This window comes from Streptomyces sp. NPDC002680, from assembly GCF_042889145.1.
Classification (GTDB): domain Bacteria; phylum Actinomycetota; class Actinomycetes; order Streptomycetales; family Streptomycetaceae; genus Streptomyces; species Streptomyces adonidis.
The window spans coordinates 15,743-30,121 of the sequence record NZ_JBIAQP010000027.1 but is presented as its reverse complement, the minus strand read 5'-3'; the positions used below and the strand labels follow the sequence as shown (position 1 = coordinate 30,121).

The 14,379-nt window shown below is 70.5% G+C and carries 13 protein-coding genes; 5 read left to right on the top strand and 8 right to left on the bottom strand.

The window, feature by feature from the left end:
• Positions 1–202 precede the first annotated feature (202 nt).
• Complete coding sequence (locus tag ACFYXF_RS47075) at positions 203–424, bottom strand: hypothetical protein (protein WP_389359639.1); 222 nt, start codon at positions 422–424, stop codon at positions 203–205.
• Positions 425–710: 286 nt separating this feature from the next.
• Positions 711–1,835, bottom strand: coding sequence for a S8 family serine peptidase (locus tag ACFYXF_RS47070; RefSeq protein ID WP_389359637.1), 1,125 nt, complete (start codon positions 1,833–1,835; stop codon positions 711–713).
• Positions 1,836–1,974: 139 nt separating this feature from the next.
• Here ACFYXF_RS47070 and ACFYXF_RS47065 point away from each other — a divergent pair, with 139 nt between their 5' ends.
• Positions 1,975–2,994: an NmrA/HSCARG family protein gene (locus ACFYXF_RS47065; RefSeq protein ID WP_389359635.1), complete on the top strand. Its 1,020-nt coding sequence runs from the start codon at positions 1,975–1,977 to the stop codon at positions 2,992–2,994.
• 357 nt (positions 2,995–3,351) lie between these two features.
• Positions 3,352–3,747 (top strand): hypothetical protein, encoded by a 396-nt coding sequence (locus ACFYXF_RS47060; RefSeq protein ID WP_389359633.1) that lies wholly within the window; start codon positions 3,352–3,354, stop codon positions 3,745–3,747.
• A 279-nt stretch (positions 3,748–4,026) separates the two neighbouring features.
• Here the strand turns inward: ACFYXF_RS47060 and ACFYXF_RS47055 are convergent, their stop codons facing one another.
• The 5 genes from ACFYXF_RS47055 to ACFYXF_RS47035 form a co-directional block, all read right to left on the bottom strand.
• Positions 4,027–5,415, bottom strand: coding sequence for an amidase (locus tag ACFYXF_RS47055; protein ID WP_389359631.1), 1,389 nt, complete (start codon positions 5,413–5,415; stop codon positions 4,027–4,029).
• 70 nt (positions 5,416–5,485) lie between these two features.
• Positions 5,486–6,172, bottom strand: coding sequence for an ABC transporter ATP-binding protein (locus ACFYXF_RS47050; RefSeq protein WP_389359629.1), 687 nt, complete (start codon positions 6,170–6,172; stop codon positions 5,486–5,488).
• Positions 6,172–7,836: an ATP-binding cassette domain-containing protein gene (locus tag ACFYXF_RS47045; RefSeq protein ID WP_389359627.1), complete on the bottom strand. Its 1,665-nt coding sequence runs from the start codon at positions 7,834–7,836 to the stop codon at positions 6,172–6,174. The genes ACFYXF_RS47050 and ACFYXF_RS47045 overlap by 1 nt, the downstream gene beginning before the upstream one ends.
• A 119-nt stretch (positions 7,837–7,955) precedes the next feature.
• Complete coding sequence (locus ACFYXF_RS47040; protein WP_389359625.1) at positions 7,956–9,158, bottom strand: ABC transporter substrate-binding protein; 1,203 nt, start codon at positions 9,156–9,158, stop codon at positions 7,956–7,958.
• Positions 9,119–9,994: a branched-chain amino acid ABC transporter permease gene (locus tag ACFYXF_RS47035; protein WP_389359623.1), complete on the bottom strand. Its 876-nt coding sequence runs from the start codon at positions 9,992–9,994 to the stop codon at positions 9,119–9,121. The genes ACFYXF_RS47040 and ACFYXF_RS47035 overlap by 40 nt, the downstream gene beginning before the upstream one ends.
• Positions 9,995–10,111: 117 nt before the next feature.
• On the opposite strand from ACFYXF_RS47035, the gene ACFYXF_RS47030 reads away from it, so the two are divergent.
• Entirely contained in the window at positions 10,112–11,056 is a 945-nt protein-coding gene (locus ACFYXF_RS47030; RefSeq protein WP_389359621.1) for a helix-turn-helix domain-containing protein, read from the top strand.
• A gap of 15 nt (positions 11,057–11,071) precedes the next feature.
• Here ACFYXF_RS47030 and ACFYXF_RS47025 read toward each other — a convergent pair whose 3' ends face one another.
• The gene (locus ACFYXF_RS47025; protein ID WP_389359619.1) at positions 11,072–11,677 is read right to left on the bottom strand and encodes a TetR/AcrR family transcriptional regulator C-terminal domain-containing protein; all 606 of its coding nucleotides are present in this window, start codon (positions 11,675–11,677) and stop codon (positions 11,072–11,074) included.
• Between the two features lie 146 nt (positions 11,678–11,823).
• Between ACFYXF_RS47025 and ACFYXF_RS47020 the strand changes: the two genes are divergently transcribed.
• Both ACFYXF_RS47020 and ACFYXF_RS47015 read left to right on the top strand, forming a co-directional pair.
• A complete protein-coding gene (locus tag ACFYXF_RS47020; protein WP_389359617.1) occupies positions 11,824–13,284 on the top strand; it encodes an APC family permease in 1,461 nt (486 codons plus the stop codon).
• A 388-nt stretch (positions 13,285–13,672) separates the two neighbouring features.
• Entirely contained in the window at positions 13,673–14,341 is a 669-nt protein-coding gene (locus tag ACFYXF_RS47015) for an amidohydrolase family protein (protein ID WP_389359615.1), read from the top strand.
• Positions 14,342–14,379 lie beyond the last annotated feature (38 nt).

Below are 14,379 nucleotides of genomic sequence, written 5' to 3'. Positions count from 1 at the left end.
GATGTGATGTGTCATCAATGAGGCGGTTGGTCCATACGGTGGTCCGGGTCCCGGCCGTCCGTCGGACCAGGACGGCCGCCGCCGTGCTGCCGTCGGAGTCCGCGCGCGGGAGGGCGCGAACCGCCCATGAACGTACGGGTTCACGGGCGGTCGCCCAGTGCTGTCGTCGGGTGCTACGGGGTGACGGCCAGCCCGGTGCGGCCTACGGCCGAGACCCGTCGCCGTACTCGACGAAGCCGAGGTACCGCTCACCTCGCGCCGCATCCGGCCACGCCACCGTCAGCCCGAACGGGACGCCTGGGGTGACGGGTTGGTTGGCGGGGCTGACGGTGGGCCGGACGGCCGGGGTGGTCTGGCCCACCTTCCGCAGAAGCAGCGTGTGCTGCTGGCTGCTGGTGCCGTTCGAGGTGTTGTACTGCACCACGTAAACGTTGTAGTCGCCGGGCGGCACGTCGACGTACTCCGCGCCGTTGTCCGGCCCGGCGGTGAAGGAAACGCCGTTCTGGTCGACGGCGTTGACGTAGACAACGCTGCCGGGCAGCTGGTCCGCCGGGTCGACCGCGATCCGGGTGAACGGGGCGCCCGCCGGGACGTGGAGGGGGATCTTCGCGGCGGCGTCACCGGTGGGCGCGGGGGAGCCCGACTGATCCGCTCCGGTGAGGGTGCCGGTGATCTTTTCGGCCTTGTACAGCTCAGCCCGAGCGGTCAGTTCACCGCTCCAGCCCGCCCGTACGGCGAGCTGGGTGGACCTCTCCCCGGCGAGAGTGACCTCCTCCGGTGCGGCGAAATGGGTGGCGCGCAGCGTGATCGGGCTGGAGGCCCGGTGCCGACTGTGGCAGGGCCGCGAGGCCGGATATGTGCGGCGTCGCCATCGACGTGCCCGACATGAAGCCGAAGCGGTCCGGGTGCCCGAGGGCCCCGCCGGGCACGGTGCCCGCCAGGACCAGGCGGCCCGGTGCGGCGATGCCCGGCTTGAGCAGGTCGCCGCCGCTGTATGGGGCGGGGCCACCGGAGGAGGTCGCGGTGATCTGCGGAGCGCGGACCGGGGCGGTGGCGGAGACCAACTCGCCCGTGGCGCCGGAGCCGGCCGCGTACTCCTTGACAGTCTTCGCGTCCGCATGGGGCAGCTGGATCAGGGGCAGGCCGAAGACGTAGTGGGCGAAGTCCTGGGAACTGGTCGCAGTGTTGGCCAGGGCCAGGGCCACGCTGCACGCGGCTTTGACCTTGTCCTCGAAGAACAGGTTGCCGCCCCGGTTGCAGACGACGATCTTCCCCTTCATCTTGCCGGGATCGAGCGTGCCTGGCGCGCACAGCGTGGCCTGTGCGGCATCCGCGTCCGGCTTGCGCACGTCACCGGCGTCGACCAGCGGGGCGGTGGGGGCCGCGGCCTGCAACTTGTCGTGGCGGAAGCGGCGGCCGTCGCCCAGGACCAGGTTCGAGGTGTAGCCGGTGTCGTCCGTCTCCCTGGCTACGGTGGTGATCCACGGCGCGGTGTTCCCCACCGTGCCCTGTCCACAGTTGCCGGCGCCGGAGGAGACGAACACGCCCGCCTTCGCGGCATTGAACATCGCGCCCATGGAGGTGGAGGTGGTGAGGCCCCCGCTGATGGAGTAGCTGATGACGTCCACGCCGTCCGCCACAGCCTTGTCGACGGCCGCCGTCGTGTTCGAGGTCCAGCACCCGTCGTGCCAGCATGCCTTGTACGCGGCCACCCGGGCCGCCGGGGCGATACCGGTGACCTTGCCGCGCACGCCGAGGCCGGGTACCTCCGCCGGGGTGTCGTAATTGCCGGCGGCGGTGGTGGCGGTGTGGGTGCCGTGACTGTTCACGCCCATGAGGGACGGGACGTCCTCGGGGGTGGGGTCGGGAACGTCCTTGCGGAACCACTGGGCGCCGAAGAGCTTGTGGTTGCAGGTGACCTTGGGGGCGGGGTTCCGAGAGCGGGGCGAGCATCGGATTCGTCGGATCGAGTTGATGGGTCAACCGATTCGCGCTACGTTGTTGATACGTCAACCAGAGCCTCTTCTGACAAGGACACCTGTCATGGGTAACAAGAAGGTCATCGCAGTCGCCGGAGCAACGGGTGCGCAGGGTGGCGGTGCCGCACGAGCGATCCTGGCCGATCCGGAGTCGGGCTTCACGGTCCGCGCGCTCACCCGGAACCCGGACTCGCCGGCGGCCAGGGAGCTCGCGTCGCTCGGGGCGGAGGTCGTGCGGGCGGACTTCGACGACGAGCCGACGGTGCACAAGGCGTTCGAGGGCGCCTATGGTGCCTTCCTCGTCACCAACTTCTGGGCACACGGTTCGGCGGCGAAGGAGATGGAGGAGATTCAGGCCCTGGCCCGGGCCGCCGCGGCCACGGGGCTGAGTCACGTGGTCTGGTCGACGCTGGAGGACACCCGCGAACTGCTGCCGCTGGAGGACGACCGGATGCCGGTCCTGCAGGAGAAGTACAACGTGCCGCACTTCGATATCAAAGGTGAGGGCAATGAGCTGTTCAGGCAGGCTGGGGTGCCGACCACCTTCCTCAACACGACCTTCTACTTTCAGGGCTTCCTGCAGGGCCTCGGTCCCCAGCGCGGCGAGGACGGCGTTCTGACGCTGAGCCTGCCAATGGAGGAAGGCAAGCTCCTGGCCGGAGTGGACGTGGCGGACATTGGCCGGACGGCCTTCGCCATCCTCAAGGGCGGCGCGCCGTTCGTCGGCCAGACCATCGGCCTGGCTGGCGACCATCTGACCGGTGCGCAGTACGCGGAGAAGCTGGCGGCGGCGTTGGGCGAGCCGGTGCGCTTCCAGTCCGTGCCCTACGACTTCTTCCGCACCCTCGAGATTCCGTTGGCCGAGGAACTCGGCAACATGTTCCAGTACTACGGCGACTTCGATCAGGAGTTCACCGGCGCCCGTGACCTGAACCGGCTGCGCGAGATCAATCCGGGGCTGAAGAGCTTCGACGACTGGCTGGCCGAGAACGCCTCGAAGTTCGAACTGAGCTGACTGGGCGAGACCAGTCCTGTGAGTGGACAGCTCGACGACAGGGTCGCTTCGCCATGTCGACACCGTCCGCCGCCCCGCGGCCGGGTCGGAGGGGGAGGCGCCACCCGCTGGAAGAGTTCCCACAGCTCAGCGGGCACCAGACGTTCGACCGACACCGCGAACCCCAGGCTACCGACCCGCCCAAATGAGTCGACTTCCAAAGGGAGTTGAGCGGCGTGAAGGGGATTGCTGGTCAACTTGGTGAGCTTGATGCCGAGGCGCAGCGGATCATTGATGTATCAACTCATTTCTCCTCTGGGACAGGCAGCACGTCTCACGTGCGCCCACGATGTCGAAGATGGAAGGCGTACGCATCTCATGAAGAAGCGTCTCATCAGCATGATCGCCGCAGGCGGCGCGGCAGTCGCGGCACTGGCCGTGACCGCCGGCCCGGCCCAGGCGGCGAGCCAGCCGCCCCAGTGCCAGGCCGGCGCAGGTGCCGCCTGCGTGGCCGTGAATGACGGGACCCGAGGCCAGGTCCACAGCATCAGCGTGAACGGCCAGTGCGCGTCATTCACCACAGACAGCACGACTGTCACGAACCGCTACTTCCCCGAAGTGACCGTGGACCCCGCCCAGGCGTCTCCCACCCTACTGACCTATTCGGGCTACCACTGCGAGAGCAGCACTCAGAACTCGCAGCCTGTGGGCTGGTACACGGGCACGGGTGCCGGTAATTACCGCTGGGTGAGCATCGGACGTGTCTGGATGTGACACATCCGGTGTGGTGGCCACCCTGGCGGCGGCCACCACACCGGCTCCTCGGCACGCCGCTACCGGTGAGCGAGACCTGCGGTCCGCTACCGCGCTTCGATACCCGGCCTTCACCGCCATCGCGTGCACCCTCATACATACCCGGCCCGAGAGGGCACGGCCGGCCGCCACTACACCCCCGTAGCACCGGGCGGCGGCTGCTCTGCAGTAGACGCTGCTGGTGTTGTCCGTCTGACGGTTGCCAGTGACGTGCAGTCACCGGACGTACTCCTCCCCGAGTCACCCGAAGCGCGCAGGGCGGCGCACGGTCCAGTCGCTCAGCTCTTCGAGGGCGGCGGCCAGTCGCAGGAGGGTCGCTTCGTCCCAGGGCCCGCCGATCAGCTGGCTTCCGACGGGCAGCCCGTCGGGCGAGGTGTGGAGCGGCAACGAGACGGCGGGCAGGCCGGTGATGTTGCAGACGGCGGTGAACGAGATCATCTGGTTCTCGGTCATCCGGAATCCGTCCGGATCGGCGTTGGCCTCGGCCAGGCAGGTCCCGGCAGGAGGGGGCGGGCAGGCGAGGGTTGGAGTGAGCAGCACGTCGAAGTCGCGGCCCCACTGTGCACGGATCTCCACGGCCTCCTGCTGCAGCAGGGCCGCTGTGCGCGTGTACTCGCCCGAGTGGCGCGCCTTGGCGCGCTCCATCCGCAGCCGTAGGTGCGGCTCGGCCAGCTCCGGCCGGTCGTAGGGCGCGGTCCACAGCGCCCCGTCCAGGATGGTCTGCGCGTACCCCAGGCCCGCTTCCTCGGTGAAGAAGCGCGGCGACACCGGGAAGACCGCGTGGCCGAGCGATTCCAGCAGTCTGCCGGTCCGCTCGGCCGCCGCCACGCACTCCGGGTCCACCGGCAGTCCGGTGGGCGCCTGAAGCAGGAGGCCCACCCGAAGGGGTTGCGACTTTCGCCCCACTACTTCGGAGAAGGGCCGCTCCGACGCGGGTGCGCCGTACATGACGAGGCTGTCCGGCACGCTCATGACGTCCAGCAGCGCTGCCGCGTCCCGCACCGTCCGGGTGATCGCTCCCTCGACCGTGGCGTGTTCCCAGGCCGCCAGGTACTGCGGCACCCGTCCGCGGCTGGGCTTGAGCCCGACCAGCCCACAGCACGAGGACGGCATCCGGATCGAGCCGCCGCCGTCGTTGGCGTGGGCGACGGGCGCGAGCCCCGCGGCGACGGCCGCCGCGGCACCGCCGCTCGAGCCTCCCGGCGAGTACGCCGTGTTCCAGGGGTTGCGGGTGATCCCGTAGCGGGAGCTCTCGGCAGCGGTCAGCATGCCCATGTCCGGGGTGCTGGTCCTGCCCATCAGCAGGAACCCGGCGTCCAGGAATCTGATCACAACGGGGTCGGTGACCGTGCGGGGCGTGTCGTCGCACGCGAGGCTGCCGAACGTGGCGGGCTGCCCGGCGACCAGGTTCAGGTCCTTGATTGGAATGGGCACCCCGTGGAAGGCGGGCAGGTCCCCACCCTCCATGACGGCACGTTCGGCTTTCACGGCGGCCTTGCGGACCTCTTCGTCGTTGCGCCAGACGAACGCACCGATCTCGGGATCGAACCGGTCGATGCGCTCCAGATAGGTGTCGACGATCTCGACAGGGCTCAGCTCACGCTCGCGCACCGCCTCTGCCAGACGCATGGCGGAATCGAACGGGTCCATGGTGGCTCCAATCTGTAGTCATGTCAGGGGAGTTGCAGAGGGCGGGGAGTCAGCCGACGGCGAGCAGCCGGTCGAGCTCCTCGCGGTTGTGCGTGCCGCTCGGGCCGTCGAAGACGACGCGGCCCGCCTGCAGGACGACCGCCCGGTCACAGCGCTCGAGGAGCAGCCCGGTGTGCTGGTCGACCATCACCACTGCCACGCCGGTGGCGGCGATACGGGTCATCGCCTCCAGGACCTGCTGCACGAGCGACGGCTGCAGACCCTGGGTGAGCTCGTCCACGACGATCAGCGACTGCCCGGACAGCATCGACCGGGCGATGCCGAGCTGCTGTTTCTGCCCGCCGGACAGAGTTCCGGCGGGCTGTCGGCGCCGTTCGGCCAGCAGCGGGAAGATCTCGTGGGGATCTATCGCGGGGACGAAGCCCCGGCGCGTGGCCAGGCGGAGGTTCTCCGCGACGGTGAGGGTGGGGAACACCCCTCGGTCCTCGGGCATCAGCGCCGCGCCCCAACGGGCGAGCAGGTCCGGGCGGCCGCGTGGAACGGGGCGTCCGGCCAGGCGCACCTCGCCGCCCTGCGGGTCGGCCAGCCCGAACACGGTGCGCAGCAGGGTGGTCTTGCCGGTGCCGTTGCGCCCCAGCAGGGCGATCCGCTCGCCCTCGGCGACCCGCAGGGTCACGTCGCGGACGACGGCGGCCTGCCCGTATCCGCCGGCCAGCTCGTTGAGTTCCAGCGTCATCAGTTCACCCCCAGGTAGGCCTGGCGCACCGTGGGATCGGCGGCGATCTCGTCCATCGGCCCGTGGGCGATCACCTGACCCTCGTGCAGGACCACGACGTCGTCGGCCAGTTCCCGGACGATCGCCATGTCGTGTTCGACGACGACCAGGGCGCACCCCGTCCGCCGTGCGACCTGCTTCAGCTCGTCGACGAGCGCGCGGGCGTCGTCGGGTCCCAGCCCGGCCGCGGGTTCGTCGAGCAGCATCAGCCGAGGCGCTCCGGCCAGCACCATGGCCAGCTCCAGCCGGCGCCGGTCGGCCAGCGGCAGGGTCCCGGCCTCACGGGTCTCGTCGCCAGCCAGGTCGTCGTATTCGGCGGGCAGTTCGACGTGGAGCGGCGCGTCCAGGCGGGCCAGCCTGATGTTGTCGGCCGGCGACAGCGCCGTCAGGACGCTGGGGATCTGGAACATGCGGCCCACGCCCAGGCGTACGCGTTCATGGACCGGCTGTGCGGTGGCGTCCGTGCCGAAGATCCGCACCTCGCCCGCGTCGGGGGCAAGTTGGCCCGCGACGACGGCGAGCAGGGTGCTCTTGCCCGCGCCGTTGGGGCCGATCAGGCAGACGCACCGGCCGTCCTCGACCGTCAGGTCCACGCCGCGCAGCACATCCACTGGGCCGAAGGACTTGCGGATCCCCGTCAGTGCGAGTGCCGGTCCCTCACCGGCCTCGTCGGCGTTCTCGTGGGCGCGGTACCGTGGCGCCGCCGCAGCTGGCGGCAGCCTTACGGCCGGACCGCGCGTCCATATCCGGGCCAGTCCCGCAAGGCCCGCCGGGGCCACCTGGACGACCAGAACGAACAGGGCGGCGAGGGCGAGCACGTACCAGCCCTGCCAGGTGCTGCCGAACGTCTGCGCGCCCGCCGTGATCAGGATCGCGCCGAGGAACGGGCCCACGGTCGACTCGCGTCCACCAAGTGCGAGCCAGACCAGCACGTTGGTCGACATGGCGAGTCCGAAGACCTGTGGCGACACCAGTCCGGCGGCGGGCGCGTACAGGGCGCCCGCGACCGCCGACACGGCCGCGCCGGCGGCGAACGCCGCGGTCCTCACCCGCGACGGGTCGATACCGGCTTGGGCGGCGCGCTCGGGATTGCGGGACGCGGCGATCAGACGCACCCCGAATCGGCTGCGCACCACGGTGACGCTGGTGACGGCCACCACGGCGGCGACCACCAGGAGGGTCAGGTAGTAGGCGGAGACCACGCCCCGGCTGCTCACCGACAGTCCGTTGGTGCCGCCGGTCAGATCCGGGAGGCTGGTCGCCGCGTGCTGGAGCAGCAAGCCCACCCCGATCGTCAGCAGGATGAGCGGCGCGTCCGGTACCCGGGAGGCCAGTCCGATCCGGACCACCAGTACCGCGATGCCCACGGCCGCCGCCAGGGCCGCCGCCAGTAGTGCGGCGAGCGGCCAGTCGTGACCCTGGCTGAGCGCGACGGCGTAGGCGCCGAGCCCGAAGAAGGACGCGTGCCCCACGCTGAGCAGCCCCGCCCGCCCCCAGGAGATGTCCAGGCCGTGGGCGAACAGCCCGTTGCACAGGCCCAACGTCAGGGTGGCCACCGCGAAGGCGCTCAGCCCGAACGGAGCCCCCGCCAGCAACGCCAGCAGCAACGCGAAGCGCACCACCACCCTTGCTCGGGTGTTACGCCTTCCCGCCCTGGGTGCGGCCGGTGGCCGACGGCGTACGCCGTGCGCGGACGGCGTCGGCGGCACGTGAAGCGGCTTGTCGGCGCTCTTTCCCGGGCTGATCACGCGCACCCCGGCGTGGGCGTGCTGTCCGCGACGCGGCCGAGCGTGCGGCTGACCTCGTACGCCCCACCCGGCTTGATCGTCACCTGGAGCATGTCGGCCTGGAGGAGGTGGTTGGCCGCCGAGAAGCGGGTCTTCTCGCCGAGCGGCGAGTCGAAGGCCAGTTGTCCGATCTCGGTGTTGATCGCCTCGCCGTCGGCTTTGCCGGCCTTCTCGGCGGCGGCCAGGAAGAACTGGATGCCGAAGTAGGCGTTGCCCGCCACCTCGGGCATCGGGCCGTCGAACTTGTACGCCTTGCGGTAGTCGGCCACGAAGCCGCGGCTGGCGGGGTCGTCCAGCCTGTCGGTCCAGCGCACGATGTGCGTGCGGCCGTTCACCAGGGCACTGACCGCGGAGTAGTAGTCGCTGTCCAGGGGTGCGCCGTCGTAGCCGAGCTCGGGGGTGAGCAGGCCGAACTGCTTGGCCTGCTGGCTGAACGACACCGCGTCGGAGCCGACGACCATGGTCAGCAGCACATCCGGCCGGGCTGCCTTGAGCCGCTTGATCACCGGCTGCCAGTCAGTCTGCCCGATCGGGCTGAACTCCTCGGTGACGACCGAGCCCCCGGCGCGTTTCACGTGCTGCTTGGCGACGTCCAGATAGTGGTGCGGGAAGTTGTAGTCCGAGCCGACGACCGCGACCTTCTTCCCGTATTTCTCGAGCAGCGCGGGGACGGCCGGCGTGAGCAGTTGGCGCGTGCTCTCGCCGAATCCCCAGGCGTAGGGACGACACTGTCCGCCGTCGCCGAGGATCGCCGTACCGAACGGGACCTTCGCGTCGTCGGCGACCTCGGCCACGGCCTCGGCCGTGTCCCCGGTGATCGTGCCGAACAGCATCGATACCTCGTCCCGCTGGACGAGTCTGCGGGCCAGCTGCGTCGAGGTGGCCGCGTCGCCCCGGTCGTCGACGACGACGTACTTCACCTTCGCGCCGTTCACCCCGCCGGTGTCGTTGACCTTCTTCACGCCCAGTTCGAAGGCATTGCGCAGGGCCTTGCCGGTCGAGGAGACGGGCCCGGTGAGCGGCACGACGAGGCCGACCTTCAAGGGCTTGTCCTTGTCGCTCCCGGTGCCCGAGATCGCCGAACCGCCGCAGCCGGTCACCGCCAGCAGAGCGGCGGCGGTCAGGATGCCCGCGCCAACACGCGTATACGGGTGAGCCATGACAGGTACCTCCGAATCCAGGGACGCGAGCGCAGTGCCGCGATCGCGACGATGATCAGGTAGAAGAAGACCTCGGCCAGTACGTCGGTCAGCCACGTGCGCAGCAGTACCGACAGCGCGGCGATGGCCAGGGCAGCCACCGCGGCCGTGGCGAGCGCGCCGGGGCGGCTGAGCAGCAGGCCGAAGAAGACGGGGACCAGGAGGCCGAAGCCCATGGTCGGGTTGACCGCGAGCAGCGGGCTGTACAGCGCCCCGGCCAGCACGGCCAACAGCCCACCGAGCAGGAACGCCAGCGTGCGCAGCCGACGCGGGTCGGTGCCCAGCAGCGCCGCCATGGTCGGGTTGTCGGCCACCGCACGCAGGGTCAGGCCCCAGTCCGTGCGGTAGGCGGCGAGCAGCACCAGTCCGATGACCGCCACCGCGATCAGGCCGCACACCAGCCGGTACGCCGGATAGGGCGTGCCCAGGACCGACACTGTCCCGCCGACCGGCGCCCCGACCGACCGGGACGTCGAGGTGAACAGCAGCTCCGCCGCCTGCCGCAGCGCCATGCCGACGCCCCAGGTGACGAGCATGGTGGCCAGCCCGTCCGCGCCGGGACGCCGCAGCAGCAGCCGTTCGACCAGGAGCAACAGCGGCGCACTCGCCACTAGGGCGAGCGCGACCCGCCAGCCGAACGCCGGACCCGTCAGGACCGCCGCCGTATAGGCCCCCATCATGAGGAAGTCGCCTTGCGCGAGGTTCACCACCCGGGTCGCACTGAAGGTCACAGCCATGCCGAGGGTGGTGAGCCCGTAGAGGCCGAAGAGGGTGAGAATTGCCAGGAGTACGTCCACGTGGTGATATCCCTCCACTTCCGCGGACTGCGGATGAGTGGGACTATCGGCCAACTGCGGCGATGGTGTTGGCACCAGAGCGCACGCTTCTGGTGCTGGAGTGCACAGGAGGAGCCGATGCCGTTCGAAGCCCGGATGGACGGCACGCTCGTCTTCGGCTACCTGGACACCGCGTCCTCCGAGCGGGCCGTGGCGTTCGACGCCGTGCTGGTCAAGACCGCGTCGCCGTACGCCGCCGAAATGCGCCCCGAGCGGTTCGGCGCGATCACCACCTGCGACATCGTCGGCGAGCAGAAGACGCAGGTCGTACCGCATGCCTCGGTCGCCACCGAGGGAGTCGACACCTTGCTGGGCGTGCTCCTGGCCGGAGAGGTGACCATCGAACAGGGCGGCCGCCAATGCGCCCTGTCCCCGGGAGACTTCGTCCTCTACGGCGGCGGGCGTCCGTTCCGCCTCGACCTCGGCCGCGACTACCGCTGGTTGCTGATGAGACTCGACCCGAGCACGAGCACCTTCCTGCAGCACACCCCCGACGCCATGGTCGCCCAGGAGCTCACCCGTTCCCCCGGCGGCCGGATCCTCTCCTCGATGCTCGTCGAACTCGCCGACCGCGGTCATCGTCTCGGACCGCTGTCGAAGGGGGAGATGGGCGAGCACGTGACCGGCATCGTCCGGACGCTCGTCCGCGAGTACGCCGGCCGACACACGCCCCCGGTTCAAGCGCACCGGCTGAAACACATCCTGGAGCACATCGAGCGGCACCTGGCCGAGGAACTCCCGCCCGCCCGGATCGCCGCCGCCCACCACATCTCGGTCCGCTCCCTGCACGCCCTGTTCCAGCAGCGGGGCGAGACACTCGGCGACCACATCCGGCGACGGCGCCTGGCCCGCATCCGCCAGGACCTCGCCCACCCCGGCCTGGCCCACCTTCCGGCCTACGCCGTGGCAGCCCGCTGGGGCATCACCGACCCGAGTTACTTCGGCAGAGTCTTCAAGGCAGCATTCGGTGTCTCTCCGCGGGAGTTCCGCCGGTGGTCGCCTCCAGGCGCCGCCGGAGAATGACCGGTTCCGCTGCCGTCAGGAGGCGATCAGGCTGCGGCAGTGGATCAGGAAGCCTTCCAGCGCCAGGTCGAACGCGGCGTCGGCGCGGTCGGGGCCGACGGCGGCCAGCGCCTGAGCGAGCAGCGGGGTTGTCCCGTCGGGGTCGGGTTCCCACATGGTTTCGGGCGCGGCCAGGTCGAGCGCCGAACCGAGGACGAGGTTGTCCAAGGCGGTGAGCACCGCCATGACGCGGTTCTTGGCGAAGCCCGCGTCCACCAGCAGAGCGACCGCCCGCTCGTACTGGGCCAGCGCGCGGGGTGCGCGGACGGGCGCCGTGGCGAGCAGCGGGATGGTGCGGGGGTGGGCGGCGAAGGCGGCCCGGTAGGAGCGTGCCCAGGCGGTGAGGGCGGTGTCCCAGGGGCGCAGGTCGAGGGTGGCCGGGTCGATGGCGCCCGTGACGCGCAGCCGGATCAGTTCGACGATGCCGGCCCGGCCGTCGACGTGGTGGTAGATCGAGCCGGTCTGGACGCTGAGCTTTTTGGCGATCTGCGGGACGCTGAAGTCGCCGTCGCGGTCGACGAGTTCGAGCGCGGCGGAGCCGATGCGCTCCCTGTCGATCAGGGCCTTGCTCGGCCGCCCCATGCGTCGTTCTCCTTGATCGTTTGCCACTCGGGTCTTCCCAGGGATGGGGTACACGGCTACGTTACCGAAACCAAAAGGCTTTAGGTTTAGCTCGCCGGGCGGTCTCCTGCCGCCGAACGACGCCGTCCGAAAGGTGCCCCGCCGCCATGGCCTCGACCACCAGACCCGAGCCCGCGGTCGCCGCGGGAGCCGACTCCTCGCTCCGCTCCGGCACCCTCCGCACCGGTGACATCACCTTCCTCGTTGTCTCCGCCGCCGCCCCGCTCACCGTCATGGCCGGCGTCGCTCCGTTCGCCATCCTGCTGGGCGGCATCGGAGCGCCGAGCGGCTACCTCATCGCCGGCGCCGTCCTTGCCCTGTTCGCGGTGGGCTTCACCACCATGAGCCGGTACGTCGGCAACGGCGGCGCCTTCTACGCGTACGTCACCCGCGGCCTCGGCCGGCCCGCGGGGGTCGGCTCGGCCGCCCTCGCGCTGCTGTCGTACAACGCGATGCAGATCGGTCTGTACGGACTGCTGGCCACCACCGTCCGCGATGCACTGCAGGCCCTGTGGGGAGTCAGTGTGCCCTGGCCGGTGGCCGCCCTCGTCGGTGCAGCGGCCGTTTGGTACGCCGGGTACCGCAGCATCGACTTCGGGGCCCTGCTGGGGGTGCTGCTGCTCGTCGAAGCCGGCATCCTCGTGGTCCTGGCCATCTGGGTGCTGGCGGACGGCGGCGCGCAGGGCATCCACTTCGACTCCTTCACTCCCGACAACGCCTTCACACCCGGCACCGGGGCCCTCCTCGCCTTCGCCTTCGCGGCCTTCATCGGCTTCGAGTCCACCGCCATCTACCGGTCAGAGGCCCGTCGGCCGGAGCGGACGATCCCCCGCGCCACCTACGCCGCCGTCGGCTTCCTCGGCCTGTTCTACGCCTTCGTCGTGTGGATCGTCGTGCAGGCATTCGGCGCGAAAGGTGTCATGGCCGCGGCCGCCGAGGACCCCGCCGCGCTGTTCTTCACCGCCACCACCCGGTACGTCGGCGGCTGGGCGGCGGATGTGATGCACGTCCTCATCGTCACCAGCGTCTTCGCCGCGTTGCTCGCCTTCCATAACGCCATCAACCGCTACACCCACGCCCTCGCCCACGAGGGGGTGCTGCCCGCGGCCCTGGGCCGGGTGCACCCGCGGCACCGCTCGCCGCACATCGCCGGAATCCTGCAGACCGCGCTGGCGGCCCTGGTGGTCCTCGGCTTCGCCGCCGCAGGCGCCGACCCCTACGAGCGGCTGCTGCTGTGGGTGAACACCCCCGGTGTGGTCGGCATCGTGCTGCTTCAGGTGCTGACCGCGGCCGCCGTCCCGGTCTTCTTCCGTCGCATCAGTCACACCGAGGGAGTCTGGCGGGCCGTGGTGACCCCGATCGCCGGGGCCGTGCTCATGGGCGCCGCGCTGTACCTGATCATCGACAAGGTCGAGTTGCTGACCGGCGCCGGGACCGGCACCAACGTGGCGCTCCTCGCGCCCGTCCCGTTGGTCTTTGCCGTCGGTATCGCCCTCGCGTACCGGCTGCGCCGCACCCGGCCGCAGGTGTACGAGGCGTTCGCCGCGGAGCCGGCCACCGACGACTGACCCAGGCACCCCGCTACCCCCCCCGTACGACCGTACGAGCCGCGGCGAAAGGCGATCGACGTGCTCCTCACCAACGCCGACACCGTGCTGGCCGGCGCCACCGTCCGTACCCTGGACCCGCGGCGCCCCCTGGCGACCGCCGTCGCCGTCAAAAACGGCTCTGTCGCGGCGGTCGGCGAGGAGGCGGACGTGCGCCACTGGCGCGGCCCCCGCACCCAGGTCCTCGACCTCGGCGGCGCCACCCTCACCCCCGGCCTCACCGACGGGCACACCCACGTCGTCAAGGGTCTCGAACTCGCCCAGGGCATCGACCTATCCGGCTGTAAAACCCCCTGGAGCAGCTGCGTGCCGCGTTGTGCGAGGCCGCCCGGCAGGCGGTCCCCGGGACATGGATCACCGGCTGAACCTCGACCACAACACCTTCGAGGGCGGCCCCATCAGCCGCCACCTCATCGACGACGTCGTGGGCGACATCCCCGCCTTCCTACGGCTGTACGACGTTCACTCCGCGCTCGCCGGCTCCGCGGCCCTGCGTGCCGCCGGGGTCGACGGGCGACGCCGCTTCGACCAGGGTGCCTCCATCGTCTGCGACTCCGACGGGCGCCCCACCGGTCACCTCGTCGAGCAGGCCGCCATGGAGACCGTCGCCGCCCTTATCCCGCAGCCCGCTCCCGCCGAGCGCCGCAAGCACCTGCTCGCCCTGCTGGCCGACATGGCCGCCACCGGCCTCACCGGTGGCCACGTCATGGATCTGGAGACGCCCGACGCGCTCGATCTGCTCACCGTCATCGAGGACGAGAGCGTCCTGCCGCTGCGGTTGCGCCTCTCGCCCTGGTGCCAGCCTGGCGCCGGCCAGGAAGAACTGCGCCGGCTAATTGCCCTTCAGGGGCGCGCTGGACGGCACTGGCGAGTGGCGGGCGTCAAGCTGTTCCTCGACGGCACCGTGGAGGGCGGCACCGCCTGGCTCGACCACCCCGACTGCCAGGGCTCCGGCAACGAGTCGGTGGCGATGTCGAGCCCCGCCCGCTCCGAGAGCCGGGTGAGCGCCACGACCTGATCGACCCGGTCGGCACTCGGCGTGATGAAACTTCCGAA

Coding starts and splice junctions, on each gene's coding strand:
- ACFYXF_RS47020 (WP_389359617.1), top strand. CDS start 11,824: ATGGCCTCGACCACCAGACCCGAGCCCGCGGTCGCCGCGGGAGCCGAC.
- ACFYXF_RS47070 (WP_389359637.1), bottom strand. CDS start 1,835: ATGGGCGTGAACAGTCACGGCACCCACACCGCCACCACCGCCGCCGGC.
- ACFYXF_RS47040 (WP_389359625.1), bottom strand. CDS start 9,158: ATGGCTCACCCGTATACGCGTGTTGGCGCGGGCATCCTGACCGCCGCC.
- ACFYXF_RS47065 (WP_389359635.1), top strand. CDS start 1,975: ATGGGTCAACCGATTCGCGCTACGTTGTTGATACGTCAACCAGAGCCT.
- ACFYXF_RS47030 (WP_389359621.1), top strand. CDS start 10,112: ATGCCGTTCGAAGCCCGGATGGACGGCACGCTCGTCTTCGGCTACCTG.
- ACFYXF_RS47060 (WP_389359633.1), top strand. CDS start 3,352: ATGAAGAAGCGTCTCATCAGCATGATCGCCGCAGGCGGCGCGGCAGTC.
- ACFYXF_RS47055 (WP_389359631.1), bottom strand. CDS start 5,415: ATGCGTCTGGCAGAGGCGGTGCGCGAGCGTGAGCTGAGCCCTGTCGAG.
- ACFYXF_RS47025 (WP_389359619.1), bottom strand. CDS start 11,677: ATGGGGCGGCCGAGCAAGGCCCTGATCGACAGGGAGCGCATCGGCTCC.
- ACFYXF_RS47050 (WP_389359629.1), bottom strand. CDS start 6,172: ATGACGCTGGAACTCAACGAGCTGGCCGGCGGATACGGGCAGGCCGCC.
- ACFYXF_RS47015 (WP_389359615.1), top strand. CDS start 13,673: ATGGATCACCGGCTGAACCTCGACCACAACACCTTCGAGGGCGGCCCC.